The sequence below is a fragment of the Mucilaginibacter psychrotolerans genome, from assembly GCF_004519315.1.
GTDB classification, from domain to species: domain Bacteria; phylum Bacteroidota; class Bacteroidia; order Sphingobacteriales; family Sphingobacteriaceae; genus Mucilaginibacter; species Mucilaginibacter psychrotolerans.
The window spans coordinates 31454-46956 of sequence record NZ_SOZE01000013.1; the positions used below are offsets into that span (position 1 = coordinate 31454).

A 15503-nucleotide genomic window follows, 5' to 3' on the forward strand; every position below is an offset into this window, starting at 1 on the left:
GCTAAAATAATAAAATATGTAAGTAAAGGAAAGGCCCTCAATGATAAATATTCAGATATTTCGAAAAGATATTACGATTAATCGTAATGCTTTTGTTACCTAATATTTTAGTTAAAAACGATCCAGAACCCTTTCTGCCTGTAACGGAACCGTATTTTTGTGCGTCTTTTCAGCAACTATTACACTATTATATGAAAATACTTTTACTGGCAGCGTTTGGCTGTTTCCTAAGCCTGATAACTTTCGCGCAAAGTAATCAACCTACGATCAGTATCAAAGGTATCGTAATAGATTCTGCCACCAACAAGCCGCTTAGCTACGTTACCGTTGCCATAAGCGATATTGCCGACAACGCCCCCATAAAAAGCTCCCTTAGTAAAGATGATGGCTCGTTTGAGTTTACCGGCCTTGCGGCAAAAGCCTACCGATTATCGTTGATATCTGTTGGTTACAAAACAAAAGCGATAGAACTCAAAGGTGCAATTATTGATTTAGGCCGGTTGCTGCTTTCTCCGTCAAGCAGCCAGTTGAACGAAGTAACTGTAACGGCGGCAAAGCCGCTAATGAAGCAGGAAGTTGACCGCCTGAGTTACGACGTACTGGCCGACCCCGAAAGCAAGACCCTCACTGCATTGGATATGATACGCAAGGTACCGCTGCTCTCGGTAGATGCCAACGATGCCATCAAGCTGCGCGGGAGCGGCAATTATAAGATATTGCTGAACGGTAAGGAATCGGCCATTATGGCGCGTAATCCATCGGACATATTGAAGGCAATGCCTGGTGCCAACATCGTGAAGATAGAAGTTATTACCACGCCGCCCGCCAAGTACGATGCCGAGGGCCTCGCGGGTATCATTAATATCATCACCAAAAAAAATGCCGACGAAGGGTACAACGTAGGCGTCAACGCTAACTATAATTCCGAATACGGGCCGCGTGCCAACCTTAATTTTACGGTAAAACAAGGCAAATTCGGCTTAAGTGGTTTTAGCGGCACGGGTAAACGCCCGCAACGCAACACTGCGTATTTCAACGAAACCGACTTTTTGCAGCAGCCCTCATCTATCATACAAAACGGTAGCCGCTTTAATAGTGGCACCAATAATTATGTAAGCACGGAGCTTAGCTTCGAGGCAGATAGCCTTAACCTGCTCACCGGCTCCTTCAACTATTACCGCAATGCCAATACCACGGGCAGCAACCAAATTACCCAACAAACTGATAATGGTACCGAAACCGATTTTACCACCATCAACATGGGCACCGGCAAATTCGAAGGCAAGGATTTCGGGCTGAACTACCAACTGGGTTTCAAGGGAAATAAAGAAAGGCTGCTTACGGCTTCGTACAAATTCAGCGATAACCGCAACAGCACGCTCAACAATGTAAGCCCCGGCAACACTGCAGATTACCGCCAGTTCAACAGCTCGGGCGCCAAAGAGCACACTACGCAATTGGATTATATACAGCCCTTCAAAGTGGTTACCTTTGAAGCCGGCGGTAAACTTATTGATCGCAATAACTTCAGCGACTTCCATACTGACGTCTATAACGTGGCCACGCAACAGTACCTGCCCGATGCTGCGCAGGATAACGTTTTCGATTACCGGCAGGATGTGTACAGCCTGTACAACTCTTACACGCTCAAGTTCACCAAGTTTACCGTAAAGGGCGGCGTACGTTACGAACGGACTAACATAGATGCCAATTTCTCCTCTACCAATACCAGCCTCGATCAAAACTTTACCAACGTAGTGCCCTCGTTGTCTATACAGCGCAACCTCAAAAACAGCAGCGTTACGTTTGGCTTTACCCAGCGCATCCAACGCCCGGGCATCTTTCAGCTGAATCCTTTTGTGGATAGGAGTAACCCTAATTACATCACAACAGGTAACCCGGCGCTTGTCCCCGCTGTAAACAACAGCTTCGAATTGAGCTATGGCAACTTCGCCAAGGGTTCGGTCAACATCAGCACCAGCTATTCATTCGCCAATAATACCATACAGCAGCTGGCCAGCGTAAACGGAACGGTTACCACTACCACTTACGCTAACGTGGGCAAAAACAAACAGCTTGGCCTGGATCTGAATATGAACTACCCCATTACCAAAAAGCTGAATGTGAACATAAATGCCGAACTCATGCGCGTTTGGCTGGAGGGTTTTTACAGCAACCAACTTTTCAAGAACCGTGGCTACCAGGGCCATGTATTTACCAATAGCAGTTATAAATTCGACAATGGGTATCGTATTGGGCTAAACGTAGGTTTCGATAGCCGCTACGTGTTGTTGCAGGGTACCGATAACTATTACCTGGGCTACAGTGCCAATGCATCCAAAGAACTATTTAACAAAAGGGCCAGCATATTCGTGTACACTCAAGGGCCGTTCAAGCGATTCATCAAGTTGGATTTTTCTACCCGAACGCAGGATTTCATCAATACATCTTATAATTACCAGATATTCCGCACGTTCGGCATAGGCTTCAACTACAAATTCGGCAAGCTGAATAGCGAGCTTAAAAAGAACCAGCGCGGCATCAATAACGATGATACCAGTGGGGGAGGGAGGAATTAAAAAGCCTTGTCGTGTTGAACTTGTTTCAACATCCCATCATAAAAGTTGCCACTTTGCTAACCTGCCATGCATGTCGCCCACCTGCCGTGTGGGGTACTGAAACAAGTTCAGCATGACGATAGCATACAAAAACAAAACCCCGATTGATTTTACTCAACCGGGGTTTTTATTTGGATGTTTATCCGAAGTGAATTATTTCACTTCTTCAAAATCAACATCAGTTACGTTATCGGCATTTTCAGCTTGTGGCTGGCCGGCATCGCCTTGCGGCTGTTGGCCACCATCGGCAGATGCTTTGTACATATCTTCGCTGGCTGCTGTCCACGCTGCATTCAGTTCTTCCTGTGCTGGCTCAATAGCTACAAGGTCTTTAGCTGAATAAGCTGCTTTCAGTTTCTCTAAGCCGGCTTCGATAGCGCCTTTTTTATCGGCAGGAATCTTATCGCCGTACTCTTTCAGTTGTTTTTCTGTAGAGAAGATCAAAGCATCGGCACCGTTTAGTTTTTCAACCTCTTCTTTTGCCTTTTTGTCAGAATCTGCATTTGCTTCTGCTTCATCTTTCATCTTTTTGATTTCGGCATCAGTTAAGCCCGAAGAAGCTTCGATACGGATCTTTTGCTCTTTACCGGTTGCTTTATCTTTTGCAGATACATGCAATATACCGTTAGCATCAATATCGAAGGTTACTTCTACCTGTGGTACGCCACGAGGTGCAGGTGGCAAACCATCCAGGTGGAAACGGCCGATGGTACGGTTACCCTGTGCCATTGGGCGCTCGCCCTGTAAGATGTGGATCTCAACAGATGGCTGGTTATCGCTTGCTGTAGAGAAGGTCTCCGATTTTTTGGTTGGGATAGTTGTATTAGATTCGATCAGTTTGGTCATTACACCGCCCATAGTTTCGATACCCAATGATAATGGGGTAACATCTAACAACAACACATCTTTAACCTCGCCGGTTAATACACCACCTTGTATAGCAGCACCAATAGCAACAACTTCATCCGGGTTAACACCTTTTGAAGGCGCTTTGCCGAAGAATTTTTGCACGGCATCCTGTATAGCAGGGATACGTGTAGAACCACCTACCAAAATAACTTCGTCGATATCTGAAGTGCTGTAACCTGCGTTTTTCAAAGCAGTACGGCAAGGATCGATAGTACGTTTGATCAGGCTATCTGCCAATTGCTCAAATTTTGCACGGGTTAACGTTTTAACCAAGTGCTTAGGGCCTTCGGCACCTGCAGTAATGTATGGCAGGTTGATTTCTGTTTGAGTTGAGCTTGATAACTCGATTTTTGCTTTCTCAGCAGATTCTTTTAAGCGTTGCAAAGCCATTGGGTCTTTACGCAGGTCAACACCTTCGTCGCTTTTGAATTCGTCTGCCATCCAGTCTATAATTACCTGGTCAAAGTCATCACCACCTAAGTGTGTATCACCATCGGTAGATTTTACTTCGAACACGCCATCACCCAATTCCAGGATAGAAACGTCATGTGTACCACCACCGCAATCGAATACGGCAATTTTCATATCCTTGTGTGCTTTGTCCAAACCGTAGGCAAGGGCAGCAGCAGTAGGTTCGTTAATAATACGGCGAACTTTTAAACCAGCAATTTCACCGGCTTCTTTGGTTGCCTGGCGCTGTGCATCGTTAAAATAAGCCGGAACGGTAATAACCGCTTCGGTAACTTCGTGGCCTAAGAAATCTTCTGCAGTTTTCTTCATTTTCTGAAGAATCATGGCAGATAACTCTTGTGGCGTGTATTTACGGTCGCCAATTTCTACACGTGGGGTGTTGTTATCACCTTTAACCACATTGTATGGCATACGCTCGGCTTCTTTGGTAACCTCGTTAAACTGGTTGCCCATGAAGCGTTTGATAGAAGAAATAGTTTTTGTTGGGTTGGTGATAGCCTGGCGTTTTGCCGGATCGCCAACTTTACGTTCGCCATCGTTTACAAAAGCTACTACAGACGGCGTAGTACGTTTACCCTCGCTATTGGCTATAACAACAGGCTCGTTGCCTTCCATTACAGCAACGCAGGAGTTTGTTGTTCCTAAGTCGATTCCAATTATTTTAGACATGTTGATTGATTTTTTTATTAAGTATTGCTTACCGATGCTATTTAACAATGGTTGTGCCAATACTTAAATGGCAGAAAAAATTGTCGGTAATTGGCAGAATACTTACAGGGCGGCATAAGGCCTTACTTTGTGGTGACAGGTTGGCAGAGGTTTAGATACCAAAGGTTAGAGATTAGAGGTTAGTTTTGCTGCCTAACCTCTAATCTTCAATCTCTAAGCTCTGACATCAATTATTCACCGGCGCTACCCTCACCATCTCCACCTTGAATGTCTTACCACCTATTTTCCCAGCCAGTGTTTTCATTTCACCATTGCCTGGCGTAATGGCGGCGGTAAGCGAATCTTTCATCGTAGCCGGGTATTGGAATTTTACGGTAATTTGTTTGGTTTCGGGGTTGTAATTGTACCTGCCAATTACTTTGTTGCGGTAATCGGGGTAGCCCAAAACAAGGTCGAAATGGTCGATAAATATGTTGGTGAGCACACTGTCGCGGCAGGGGGCCTTGCTTTGGTCGACGTTGTTGATGAAGGCACGCTTCACTTCGTATTTACCCATTATTTCGGTGTAGTTGCTTGGGTATTTGTGCATACCCAGGGCAATTGCGGGTATAATGATTACCGATGCTTTTACTGCATAGCCAAACCCTTTGTTGCGGAAATTGTACAAGGGCGAACTGCCTTTGTCGATAAGGAAAAACTTTACCAAACGGCGGTACTCCAACAGGATGAGGTATATCACCACAAGCACCTCGATAACCACATATACCTGTACGAGTAGGTTGAGGTAATAAAAATCAAGCAGCATAATATTTAGCAACATGGGCAGCAGCACAAATGCACCTACCAGCCTGGTTTTGCGGAAGAGCAAAAGCACGCCACCCAGGATTTCGATAGAGGCTATAATATCCACCATAGAGTGATATCGCCCCATAAAGGCCCACATCAGCATTTCATTGGGGATGGCGGTAAATGGGTCATCAAGCATGCCGAGGGGGACGTAAAATTGCAGGTGGCAAAATTTCTGTCCGCCAAACATCACCATGTCCAGCGCGAGCGTATAGCGCACCGCGTTTTGCCAAAAAGCAGTGTAATTGATAACATCGATAGTGCCTTTGGCGGCTTGGCTTTTCCAAACAAATATTAAAATACAAACGGTGAGGAAGTACCCTGCCGTTATACCATAAAGCAATACCGGCGGGATATTTTCGCCAAGGGCAACACGGATAGCGCGGGCAAAAACCATAAAGCCTAAAAAGGCAGCAATAAAAGCCGCAAGGGCAAGTGGGGAGAAAGGTTTACGTTCCATAATACATTGTGTAATTGATTGGCACAATGTTAGGCGAATGGGCAATACGCGTCGTTCGGAATTATCCAACGGAACATGTTTGTAATAAAAATCCACGTAGAGACGCAATATTTTGCGTCTCCCGCATGCAAATCCACAATGCAAATCCGGAATTACAAATCTGAGACGCAAGGTATTGCGTCTCTACGCTTAAGATTGCAAGGAAGGGTTTATGCTTTTATGCTGCTTCATAAACGCACTGGGCGACATGCCTGTCTGCGTTTTAAACACGGTATTGAACGTAGTTTTAGAACTGAACCCGGCACTATAGGCAATACCGAGAATATTGAGGTGCTTATATTTATCTGACAGCATAATCTGTTTGGCCTCTTCCACCCGGTAAGCATTCACAAACTGGAAGAAGTTGAGGCCAATTTTCTCGTTCAGCAGAAAAGAAAGGTCGTGTACGGATGCGCCGATGGCATCAGCTAATTGGGGCAGGCTGAGTTCGTTATCGAGGTGAAGTTTTTCTGCCGTCATCAGGCTTTCGAGTTTGATACGCATATGTTGAGCTTGCTCATCGCTAAGGCGTTGTTTTATGGGTTTTACCTGGTTGTCATCTGCAATAATTACTTCATTAATAGCCGTTAATTCCGATACCTCGAAAGGGAAGATTTCCTTCTGCGCCAGCGAATGATAAAATATGGTAAGGGTGCCAAGCAGGTAACCGGTAGCAATAACAACCGGCGATAAGTGTATGCCGAAGAAAATGGACGCAAAAAACAATACGAGCATACCACCAACGCTCATCAGCAGGTATTTGAGCCAGGCAAGGTTTACAGGGACAGTATCGGATGCGATAAGCAACAAGTGTTTTTGATGCTTCCGCAGTGTATTGAATGCCAGTACCCAATACACCAGCAACTGCACATTTATAGACCAGCGCACTAAGAAGCCAATTGCGAAATTCAGCTTTGGCGGCAAATTGAAGTGCCCGCCTATCAATTGGTAATCCGGGAAATACAGAAAGGGCACCATATACAAAAAGAAAATGGTGAAGGGGATAAAGTGCAAATAATCGCTTGCCTTAAACTTGCTGCCAGGGGTGGTGAACTGCGCAATACTGAGGTACAAGGCCGGTGCCAGCGCAAAGCGGGAAAGCTCATTAAAGCCGATGATGCGGGGATATGCCGCATCCAAACCTGCGTCATAAAGCACCACGTTGCAAACCATGCACCCCACCGCGGCAAAAAACAAACCCAGCCAACGGTTGGCCACCACGTTTACCTTGTGTGGATTGAACCAGGCTACAAAAGCCATCAGGAAAAAGCAGTTGCAGGTGATGATGTGTAAAATTAGCTCGGCGCTCATACTTTAAAATTACAATTTGAAAATGAGATATTTGAAGATTTGAAAATGGAGAAGTAGATATTTTTTAACCACTATTTTTATTGGACACGACAAATTGCCACTGTAATTGATAATATAGAAAGCCGGGTTTACCCAAATGGGTACGCGGAATGAGTTTGTGATATTTAAACTTTACCGATGAGGGTAGGTGGCTAATTTAACCACAGCGTTACAAGGAGGAAAAAAGAGTTACACAGAGGTTTTTTTAAGTGTGGCTCAACTTTTCTTTCTCCTCTGTGGCTCTCTGTATAAATCTCTGTGCGCTCAGTGGTTAAAAAATCGCTCAGTAAATCAAATAGCCTGCTTCAATTTCTTCTGCACATCCTTCTTGTAATTCCTGCCTATTGGCAGTTCGTGGCCGTTGATGTCGATACTGTAAGAATAAAAGGAAGCTATCTTATTGATGGCTACGATGAACGAGCGGTGTATGCGTACGAATTTGCTTTCGGGCAGCATTTCTTCCAGCAGGCTTATCTTTTGCTTGCTGATGTACACCTGCTCTTTCACCACCACTTTCACATAATCGCGCAGGCTCTCAATCCACAAAATATCGTTGATATTGATCTTGATGGTCTTGCGGTCAACTTTCAGGTAAATAAAAGCTTCGCGGTCGCTAACGGGTGTTTCATAACTAAGCAGGGGTTTGCTTTGGCTATCGGGTTGCTGGTACAGCTTGCCTACGGCGCGTAAGAATCTGTCGAACGGGATGGGTTTCAGCAAGTAATCAACTGCGTTTAAATCAAAGCCCTCCAGCGCGAATTCGCTGTAGGCCGTGGTAAATATTACTTTCGGCGGGTTGTTAAGGCTGCGCAGGAGGTCGGTGCCGTTTATGCCCGGCATTTTTATATCCAGGAACATCAGGTCTACCTGTTTTTGCTGCAGCAATTGGAAGGCCTGTATGGCATCCGTGCATTTGCCCACAAGTTCCATCTGGCTAAACATGGCCAGGTATTTCTCAATCACCTCAATGGCGTGCGGCTCGTCGTCAACTATGAGTACGCGTGTTTTCATGCGGTAGCCAATTCATTTAAAGGCTGGGGTTCGGCAGCCGGCTGGGGCACTACTTTCAGATCGAGATCCAGCACGATTAAAAAGGTGTCGTCTTCGTCTATTATTTTGAGGTTTGATGTGCCGGGGTATAGCAGCGCCAGCCTTTTGGCAACGTTCTTAAGCCCAAGGCCATGTGCTTCGCCAGGTGTCGCTTGCTGCTTCTCGGGGTTATTGTTGGCAACCTTTAGTTTAAGGCTTTCGCCCTTAACAGCAATATCAATGGTAATCCACACCTGCCCCATGGTTTCGCTTGCGCCATGTTTAAAGGCATTTTCTATAAAGGGCAGCATCAGGAGCGGGGCTATCATTTTATTCCTGAGGTTGCCGGTTATATTGAACGACAGGTCGATGCGGTCCTCGTAGCGCAGCTTTTCCAGTTTTACATATTGCTGCATCATAAACACTTCTTTTTCCAGCGGTACCTCGCCGGTATTGCATTCGTAAAGCATATAGCGAAGCAAATCCGACAGGCCCAATATCACCTGTGGCGATTTGGGCGACTGGCTCAAACTAAGCGCATACAAATTATTAAGTGTATTGAATAAAAAGTGCGGATGTACCTGGGCTTTCAATGCGCTTAGTTCGGCTACCAGCGCCGATTGCTTACGCTCGTACCACATCTTAAAAAACTTAATAGCAAGTACAAAGCCAATGATAAGATTGGTACCCTTAAAGGCATTGATGTACAGCGGGAAATCAAACAGCATAGTGAAGAAGGGGCGAGAGTTTTCCCTAATGTAATCAGGGTCGGTAGCGTAATGCTGTTTTATCATGTAAGGGATGACGAATGTTAGCCCGATGCCACGGCTTACAAGCGTAGACAGTAGTACCAGCGGTACGGTCATCAAAAAAAACAGCAGGTATTTGCCCACAAAAAGATAACGTGGCAATAGCCAGTAGGCAAGTGCATAATAGTAGGCTATCTGTACCGGCATATAAAACAGGTTGTTACGGAAAGATAGCACGTAGTCGGTTTGCACGGCATAAATACTGGTGATAAAGGCCGATGCTGTTATCCAGAACAGGATGTGCTGCCATACCCGGGGTATTTTAATAGAATTGATTCCTGCAAACGCGTTCATGCTGTAAAAATAAAGCGATTATAAGGAAAAGATAATAAGGCGGTTACCAACGTCGACAAACAACAGCGTTTCGCAGACTAACGACAGCTAAACCTCAATAATCGTCCGTTTTTACCTACAGACGCATTTTGTTGGCCAATAGTTACTGCCGGGCATCGGCTTTTTGCTGTATAACTGCGATGCTTTCGATTAAAAAACGCGCGGAATACTTTAGCATCATTATTTAAAATAACAACCATGAAAAAATTTATCATAACCGCAATCATCGTAGCCCTAAGCACTATATACAGTCAGGCACAGCAAACCAAAAATTTAACCCACGGCTATTGGGTGGCCGAAAGCAACAAGCATAACTCAAAGGTGCAAACCATTCGGTTTTATAACGACGATGCCAAACTGGTTTATGAAGAAACCGTAACCAGACCGGTAAACGTAAAGCGCAAACGAGTGCAGATGATGCTGAACGATATCTGCGAAAGTTTATACCGGCAAAAGCAGGCGATTGAAGGCAATAAGTTAGTGACTACCGCCTTCAATTTAGAAAGATAGTTTTTTTAACGTTAAGTGCATGGGCGGGCGCGAGGCTCGCCCTGTTCTTTTTTAAAGGAGAAAAAAATTTGTCATTTCGAACCGAGGAACGAGGGAGAAATCTTGTTGTTAACGCAAAGTTGGCCACCTTGCATATCTGAATTGCTTATCTAACAAGATTTCTCCCTCGCTATCGCTTGGTTCGAAACGACATGGGGACTAGATTGTGAAATTCTTTACGCCGGCTCTATCCAGTTGCCATCGCCCTGGATAATGCCTATCAGTTCGTCCAGGGCATTGGCCGAACTGATATTTTTCTTCACGGCCTCCTTGCCGCGGTAAAGGGTAACCTTATCCGTACCCGAGCCTACATAACCATAATCGGCATCGGCCATTTCGCCGGGGCCGTTTACGATGCAGCCCATAATGCCAATTTTAAGTCCTTTAAGGTGACTGGTACGGCTGCGGATCATCTGGGTGGTTACCATCAAATCGAACAAGGTGCGCCCGCAGCTTGGGCAACTGATATATTCCGTTTTAGATATGCGCGAGCGCGTGGCCTGCAATATGCCGAAGGCGGTTGAGGTAATCACCGAGGTTTCTACCTGCGGCGCATCAATCCAAATACCATCGCCAAAACCGTCAACCAATAAAGCGCCGAGGTCGGTAGCAGCGTATAATTGCAAATTTGTAGTTAAAGGTATTTCTTCTTGATTCTTGTCTCTTGATTCTTGTCTCTCAAATTCGTAGCTTCTCTTTACAATTACCGGCACATCCAAACCAAACCCTTCCAGTTTCAGGAAGAACGCACGCTGGTCGGCCATGCCATGGAGTTGATTGGTTTCGAGAACGAATACCAGGCTTTTATCCATCGGCAATAAACCAAAAGCTTCCAAATCTAAGTCGGCATGGGTAATTCTTACCAGGTTTAAAGCAGATGTGCGGTTGGCATCATCGGCAATAAATTCCTGTAAAGTAAATAAAGGGTGGCAAAGTGTTTTATCGGTCAGTTTTAGCCAGGTGGCGTAGTTGTAAAGCTGCTTAAGGTTACCGGGCAGATTGAAAGATGGCAAGCTATCGCCCAAATACACAAAATCTACCGATTGCTCGGCCATGTTGTATTTATCCAATAGCGGCGAGTATAGGTAGCCTGCTGCATTCATCACAGCCGCGTCTTTCAGGTTCGCTTGCGAAAGATCTACCACCACCCTTGGTACCATGTGCCCGCCTATAAAGGCATTGGCCTCGTAGGTATCGCGTTTTTTGTATTCGTAGGGATTGTGTAGGTTCACCCCGGCGCTCTCCAAAGGGGATGAGATATTTGATTCGGTCTCTTGATTCTTGATTCTTGATTCTTGAGTCCTTTTCAAATATCTGTTTACCAACGCAATGGCCACCGGTGCTTCGGCTTCTGGTTCTTCGGTGAGGGATACGCGTACGGTATCCCCAAGGCCATCCTCTAGCAACGTACCAATACCTACTGCGGATTTAATGCGGCCGTCTTCGCCGTCGCCGGCTTCGGTTACGCCCAGGTGCAGGGGATAGTTCATACCTTCGGCTACCATGGTTTGTACCAGCAGGCGGTAGGCTTGTACCATTACCTGCGGGTTGCTACTCTTCATAGATACCACCAGGCTGTAATAACCCAATGTTTCGCACATGCGGATGAACTCCATAGCACTCTCTACCATGCCCTGCGGGGTATCGCCGTAGCGGCTCATGATACGGTCGCTCAGCGAGCCGTGGTTGGTGCCGATGCGCATGGCGGTACCGTATTCCTTGCAGATGTTCACCAGCGGCGTAAACTTCTGAAAGATACGCTCCAGTTCGCCCCTGTATTGCGCATCAGTATAATCTATCTGATCGAATTTCTTTTTATCAGCGTAATTGCCGGGGTTTACGCGTACTTTTTCTACAATACGGGCGGCCACTTCGGCAGCGTTGGGCGTAAAATGTATATCGGCAACCAGCGGTACGGTATAACCGCGCTGGCGCAATTGCTTCTTTATTTCGGCAAGATTGTTGGCTTCCTTGATGCTGGGCGCAGTAATACGTACGTATTCGCAGCCGGCATCAACCATGCGGATAGTTTGCTCCACGGTACCAAGCGTGTCCATCGTATCGGTAGTAGTCATGCTTTGGATGCGGATAGGGTTGCTGCCGCCCATCGGCACATCGCCGATGAAAACCTCGCGGGTAACAAAACGTGAGTAGTCGGTTAACGAATTACAGTAACGGCCTTGCAGCATTTTTACAGCGTCAGCATTCATTTGCAGGTTGGTATTAATAAGTCGCAAATTTAAGGATAAAGTTGGTCATAGTTAGAAAGGTTGAGAATAGTTAGAAAAGTTGGCGATAGTTGGAAAAGTTAAAAAGGTTAGAAAAGTTGGCGATAGTTAGAAAAGGTGGAAAAGTTAGAAAAGGTTAGAAAAGGTTAGAAAGGTTGGAAAAGGTAAGAAAAGTTGGTAGACGAGCTTAAAGGGCTAATTAAGGCTGTCCGATAGTCGGTATTTTTCAGTGGGGAGTAAAATATACAGCAAACAGCAATATTTTCGAAACGTTTTACCAACTCATCCGTTAATATTGCATAAAAAGAAAACGCCATGGCGAACTTCAAAGACATCATTGCATCAGAAATACCGGTATTGATTGATTTTAGCGCCGAGTGGTGTGGCCCCTGTAAAATGATGCCACCTATCTTAAAACAGGTAAAAGATGCCCTGGGCGATAAAGTTACCATCCTGAAGATAGATATCGATAAAAACCCCTCGGCGGCCAACGCCTACCATGTGCAAAGCGTACCAACACTAATGGTTTTCCAGAACGGCGAAAGTAAATGGCGCCAAAGCGGCGTAATACCCGCTAGCCAATTGCAGCAGGTAATACAGCAATTTATTAAGTGAGGTGAGGTTGGAAGGGTTGGAAAAGTTAAAAAGGAAGACCCGGTTCGAAAGAATTATTGTCAAATCCTGTAAATTCTGTTTCAGATAAATTGCCAGGGTTTGATCCTTGAAGATACAATTATTATTGCCGAAACAAAAAGCAGGATACGTGGAAATTATTGCTGCTCTGCCACAGGTGCCTCGTCGCGTTTTGCCGGTGTGCGCAGGTACAACCAGGATAGCAGGTAGAGGCATAACAGGCCGAGCAGGAAGCCACCAGCAACATCTGTAAACCAATGTGCGCCTAAATAAATACGCGAGAAGGGTATTGCAAATATCATAAAAAGGCTGATTGATGCTACCAATACCCTTGCCCATTTGGCAATGCCTTCTAGCTGATACATCAACACAACAACGAAGCCGAAGAATACCACATAGAAAAGCACATGCCCGCTGGGGAAGCTCTGCTGTGTGGTTTTAAGTACTACCCGCACCAGATCATCGGTAGGGCGGGGGCGGTTTATTAGTACTTTTGCAATGGTGCTTACCAGGCCGGCTATCATGGTGAACAATATATATACCGCGGCCTTTTTATATCTAAAAATAAAAAGCAGCAGGCTAGTACAAACAATCATGATGGGCGATTCGGGCATAAAGCCGGGGCAACTGATGAGATACATCGCCGTATCCAGGAATTTATTCTGATGTTCCTGAATCTCCTCCGAGAATTCGATATCGATGAACGAGGTAGGGTGCAACATCACCAAAATGGTAAGCGCGATAAAGCCGATGCTGATGATAGCCAATACCAAAAATAAGATGTGTTGCCTGCGTTTGTTCATCTATAATTTATATCAAATCTTTTAAATGTTTATAATTCGCTTTCACGGTGTCAAGTACTTCATCCATCCGGCCATTAAGCATAAGCTTCGTCATAGATAATGCCATCCCTTTCACCTGGCTAAATTCAATTTTTGGCGGCATGGCCAAGGCATTGGGGTCTGTAAATATGTTTACCAGCACCGGCCCATCAAACATTAACGCCTCGCGGATTGCCTCTTTAGCCTCTTCCGGTTCTTTAACTGTAACACCCCTGATGCCCATTGCCTGGGCCACCATGGCAAAATCGGGGTTGTGCATTTCGGTTTGCCAATCAGGCAGGCCGGCTACTTCCATCTCCAGCTTCACCATACCTAAGGAGCGGTTGTTGAACACGATAAGCTTCACCGGCAGGTTGTATTGTGCAATGGTCGCCAGATCGCCCAGCAACATAGAAAGGCCGCCATCGCCGCAAAGCGCTATTACCTGCCTGCCCGGGCATGCCAGCGCTGCCCCAATGGCTTGCGGCATGGCATTAGCCATAGAGCCGTGGTTGAACGAACCGATCATCTTGCGTTTGCCGGTAGCGTTGATATAACGGGAGCCCCAAACGCAACACATGCCGGTATCTGCGGTAAATATAGCATCATCTGTGGCTAATTCGTCAAGTAACCCTGCAATGTACTCTGGATGTATTTTCTCATTTTTCCCGGTATCTTCCACATAGGTCATCATATTCTTTTTTACCCCGGCGTAAAAATCGAGCTGTGCCTTCAGAAAGCTATCGTCGGTATTTTGGGTAATGAGGGGCATCAGCGCGGTAAGGGTATCTTTCACGTCGCCGCAGAGTCCAATGTCTACCTTGGCGCGGCGGCCTATTTGCTCGGGCCTGATATCTACCTGCACTATCTTGCAATCGGTAGGCATAAATGGCGTGTAGGGAAAATCTGTTCCTAACAATAGCAATAAATCGGCCTCGTGCATGCTATGATAGGCGGATGGTGAACCCAGCAGGCCCGTCATGCCTACTTCGTTGGTGTTGCCGTACTGAATGCCCATTTTGGCGCGGAACGAATAAGCCACCGGCGCATTCAGCATTTGCGAAAGTTGCACCACTTCATCATGCGCTTCGGTTGCGCCTATGCCGCAAAAAATGACGGTTTTTTTATGCTCTCCAATCAACGCGGCTAATTCAGCCAGGTCCTCATCCGATGGACGGATAACAGGTTTAGGATTGAAACTAACCGTAGCAGTGGTGATTTCTTCCGCATCCATACTGGTTAAATCGCCGGGCAAACCAATTACCGAAACACCCTTACGATGCAATGCCGCCTGTATGCCGGCCTGCAACATACGGGGGAACTGCTTTGGCGTGGCGGCTACCTGGTTGTAATGGCTGCAATCGTCGAATAGTTTTATGGTATTGGTTTCCTGGAAGTATTGGGTGCCATACTCAAAACTCGGTATGGTTGATGCGATGGCTATAACCGGCGCGCCCGAACGGTGTGCATCGTACAAGCCATTGATCAAATGCACGTGGCCGGGGCCGCTGCTCCCGGCGCAGCAAGCCAGGTTGCCAGTGAGTTGCGCTTCGGCCCCTGCGGCATAAGCGCCGGCTTCCTCGTGCCGTACGTGCACCCATTGTATGCTGCCTTCGCGCCTTACGGCATCGTTCACTTCGTTTAGGCTATCGCCGGTAACGGCGTATATCCTTTTAATGCCTGCGTTTACCAGCATTGCTACCAGTTGATCTGCTACGTTTGCCATGTTGTGTTGTTTT

General features: G+C 46.1%; 11 protein-coding genes. 3 read left to right on the top strand and 8 right to left on the bottom strand.

Annotated features, from left to right (window positions below; translation table 11 throughout):
• Positions 1–191 precede the first annotated feature (191 nt).
• Entirely contained in the window at positions 192–2579 is a 2388-nt protein-coding gene (locus E2R66_RS13885) for an outer membrane beta-barrel family protein (RefSeq protein WP_158288414.1), read from the top strand.
• A gap of 192 nt (positions 2580–2771) precedes the next feature.
• Here E2R66_RS13885 and dnaK read toward each other — a convergent pair whose 3' ends face one another.
• The 5 genes from dnaK to E2R66_RS13910 all read right to left on the bottom strand — a co-directional run bounded on the left by dnaK (position 2772) and on the right by E2R66_RS13910 (position 9494).
• Positions 2772–4667, bottom strand: a complete 1896-nt coding sequence (gene dnaK / locus E2R66_RS13890) for a molecular chaperone DnaK (protein WP_133231719.1) — start codon at positions 4665–4667, stop codon at positions 2772–2774.
• 226 nt (positions 4668–4893) lie between these two features.
• Positions 4894–5973 (bottom strand): hypothetical protein, encoded by a 1080-nt coding sequence (locus E2R66_RS13895; RefSeq protein ID WP_133231721.1) that lies wholly within the window; start codon positions 5971–5973, stop codon positions 4894–4896.
• Positions 5974–6162: 189 nt separating this feature from the next.
• The gene (locus tag E2R66_RS13900) at positions 6163–7323 is read right to left on the bottom strand and encodes a helix-turn-helix domain-containing protein (protein WP_133231723.1); all 1161 of its coding nucleotides are present in this window, start codon (positions 7321–7323) and stop codon (positions 6163–6165) included.
• 330 nt (positions 7324–7653) lie between these two features.
• Positions 7654–8373: a LytR/AlgR family response regulator transcription factor gene (locus tag E2R66_RS13905; RefSeq protein WP_133231725.1), complete on the bottom strand. Its 720-nt coding sequence runs from the start codon at positions 8371–8373 to the stop codon at positions 7654–7656.
• A complete protein-coding gene (locus E2R66_RS13910; protein WP_133231727.1) occupies positions 8370–9494 on the bottom strand; it encodes a sensor histidine kinase in 1125 nt (374 codons plus the stop codon). The genes E2R66_RS13905 and E2R66_RS13910 overlap by 4 nt, the downstream gene beginning before the upstream one ends.
• Positions 9495–9731: 237 nt before the next feature.
• Between E2R66_RS13910 and E2R66_RS13915 the strand changes: the two genes are divergently transcribed.
• Positions 9732–10043, top strand: coding sequence for a hypothetical protein (locus E2R66_RS13915; RefSeq protein ID WP_133231729.1), 312 nt, complete (start codon positions 9732–9734; stop codon positions 10041–10043).
• Positions 10044–10258: 215 nt separating this feature from the next.
• Here the strand turns inward: E2R66_RS13915 and ispG are convergent, their stop codons facing one another.
• The gene (ispG, locus tag E2R66_RS13920; protein WP_133231731.1) at positions 10259–12292 is read right to left on the bottom strand and encodes a (E)-4-hydroxy-3-methylbut-2-enyl-diphosphate synthase; all 2034 of its coding nucleotides are present in this window, start codon (positions 12290–12292) and stop codon (positions 10259–10261) included.
• A 333-nt stretch (positions 12293–12625) separates the two neighbouring features.
• Between ispG and trxA the strand changes: the two genes are divergently transcribed.
• Positions 12626–12925 (top strand): thioredoxin, encoded by a 300-nt coding sequence (gene trxA / locus E2R66_RS13925; protein WP_133231733.1) that lies wholly within the window; start codon positions 12626–12628, stop codon positions 12923–12925.
• 155 nt (positions 12926–13080) lie between these two features.
• On the opposite strand, the gene E2R66_RS13930 is transcribed toward trxA, so the two are convergent.
• On the bottom strand, positions 13081–13746 hold the full coding sequence (locus tag E2R66_RS13930) for a phosphatase PAP2 family protein (RefSeq protein ID WP_133231735.1): 666 nt from the start codon (positions 13744–13746) through the stop codon (positions 13081–13083).
• 7 nt (positions 13747–13753) lie between these two features.
• Positions 13754–15490 (bottom strand): thiamine pyrophosphate-dependent enzyme, encoded by a 1737-nt coding sequence (locus E2R66_RS13935; RefSeq protein WP_133231737.1) that lies wholly within the window; start codon positions 15488–15490, stop codon positions 13754–13756.
• Between the last annotated feature and the right edge of the window lie 13 nt (positions 15491–15503).

Excerpts from the sequence above, each read along its gene's own strand:
- E2R66_RS13885 (WP_158288414.1), top strand. The coding sequence starts at position 192 with ATGAAAATACTTTTACTGGCAGCGTTTGGCTGTTTCCTAAGCCTGATA.
- dnaK (WP_133231719.1), bottom strand. The coding sequence starts at position 4,667 with ATGTCTAAAATAATTGGAATCGACTTAGGAACAACAAACTCCTGCGTT.
- E2R66_RS13895 (WP_133231721.1), bottom strand. The coding sequence starts at position 5,973 with ATGGAACGTAAACCTTTCTCCCCACTTGCCCTTGCGGCTTTTATTGCT.
- E2R66_RS13900 (WP_133231723.1), bottom strand. The coding sequence starts at position 7,323 with ATGAGCGCCGAGCTAATTTTACACATCATCACCTGCAACTGCTTTTTC.
- E2R66_RS13905 (WP_133231725.1), bottom strand. The coding sequence starts at position 8,373 with ATGAAAACACGCGTACTCATAGTTGACGACGAGCCGCACGCCATTGAG.
- E2R66_RS13910 (WP_133231727.1), bottom strand. The coding sequence starts at position 9,494 with ATGAACGCGTTTGCAGGAATCAATTCTATTAAAATACCCCGGGTATGG.
- E2R66_RS13915 (WP_133231729.1), top strand. The coding sequence starts at position 9,732 with ATGAAAAAATTTATCATAACCGCAATCATCGTAGCCCTAAGCACTATA.
- ispG (WP_133231731.1), bottom strand. The coding sequence starts at position 12,292 with ATGAATGCTGACGCTGTAAAAATGCTGCAAGGCCGTTACTGTAATTCG.
- trxA (WP_133231733.1), top strand. The coding sequence starts at position 12,626 with ATGGCGAACTTCAAAGACATCATTGCATCAGAAATACCGGTATTGATT.
- E2R66_RS13930 (WP_133231735.1), bottom strand. The coding sequence starts at position 13,746 with ATGAACAAACGCAGGCAACACATCTTATTTTTGGTATTGGCTATCATC.
- E2R66_RS13935 (WP_133231737.1), bottom strand. The coding sequence starts at position 15,490 with ATGGCAAACGTAGCAGATCAACTGGTAGCAATGCTGGTAAACGCAGGC.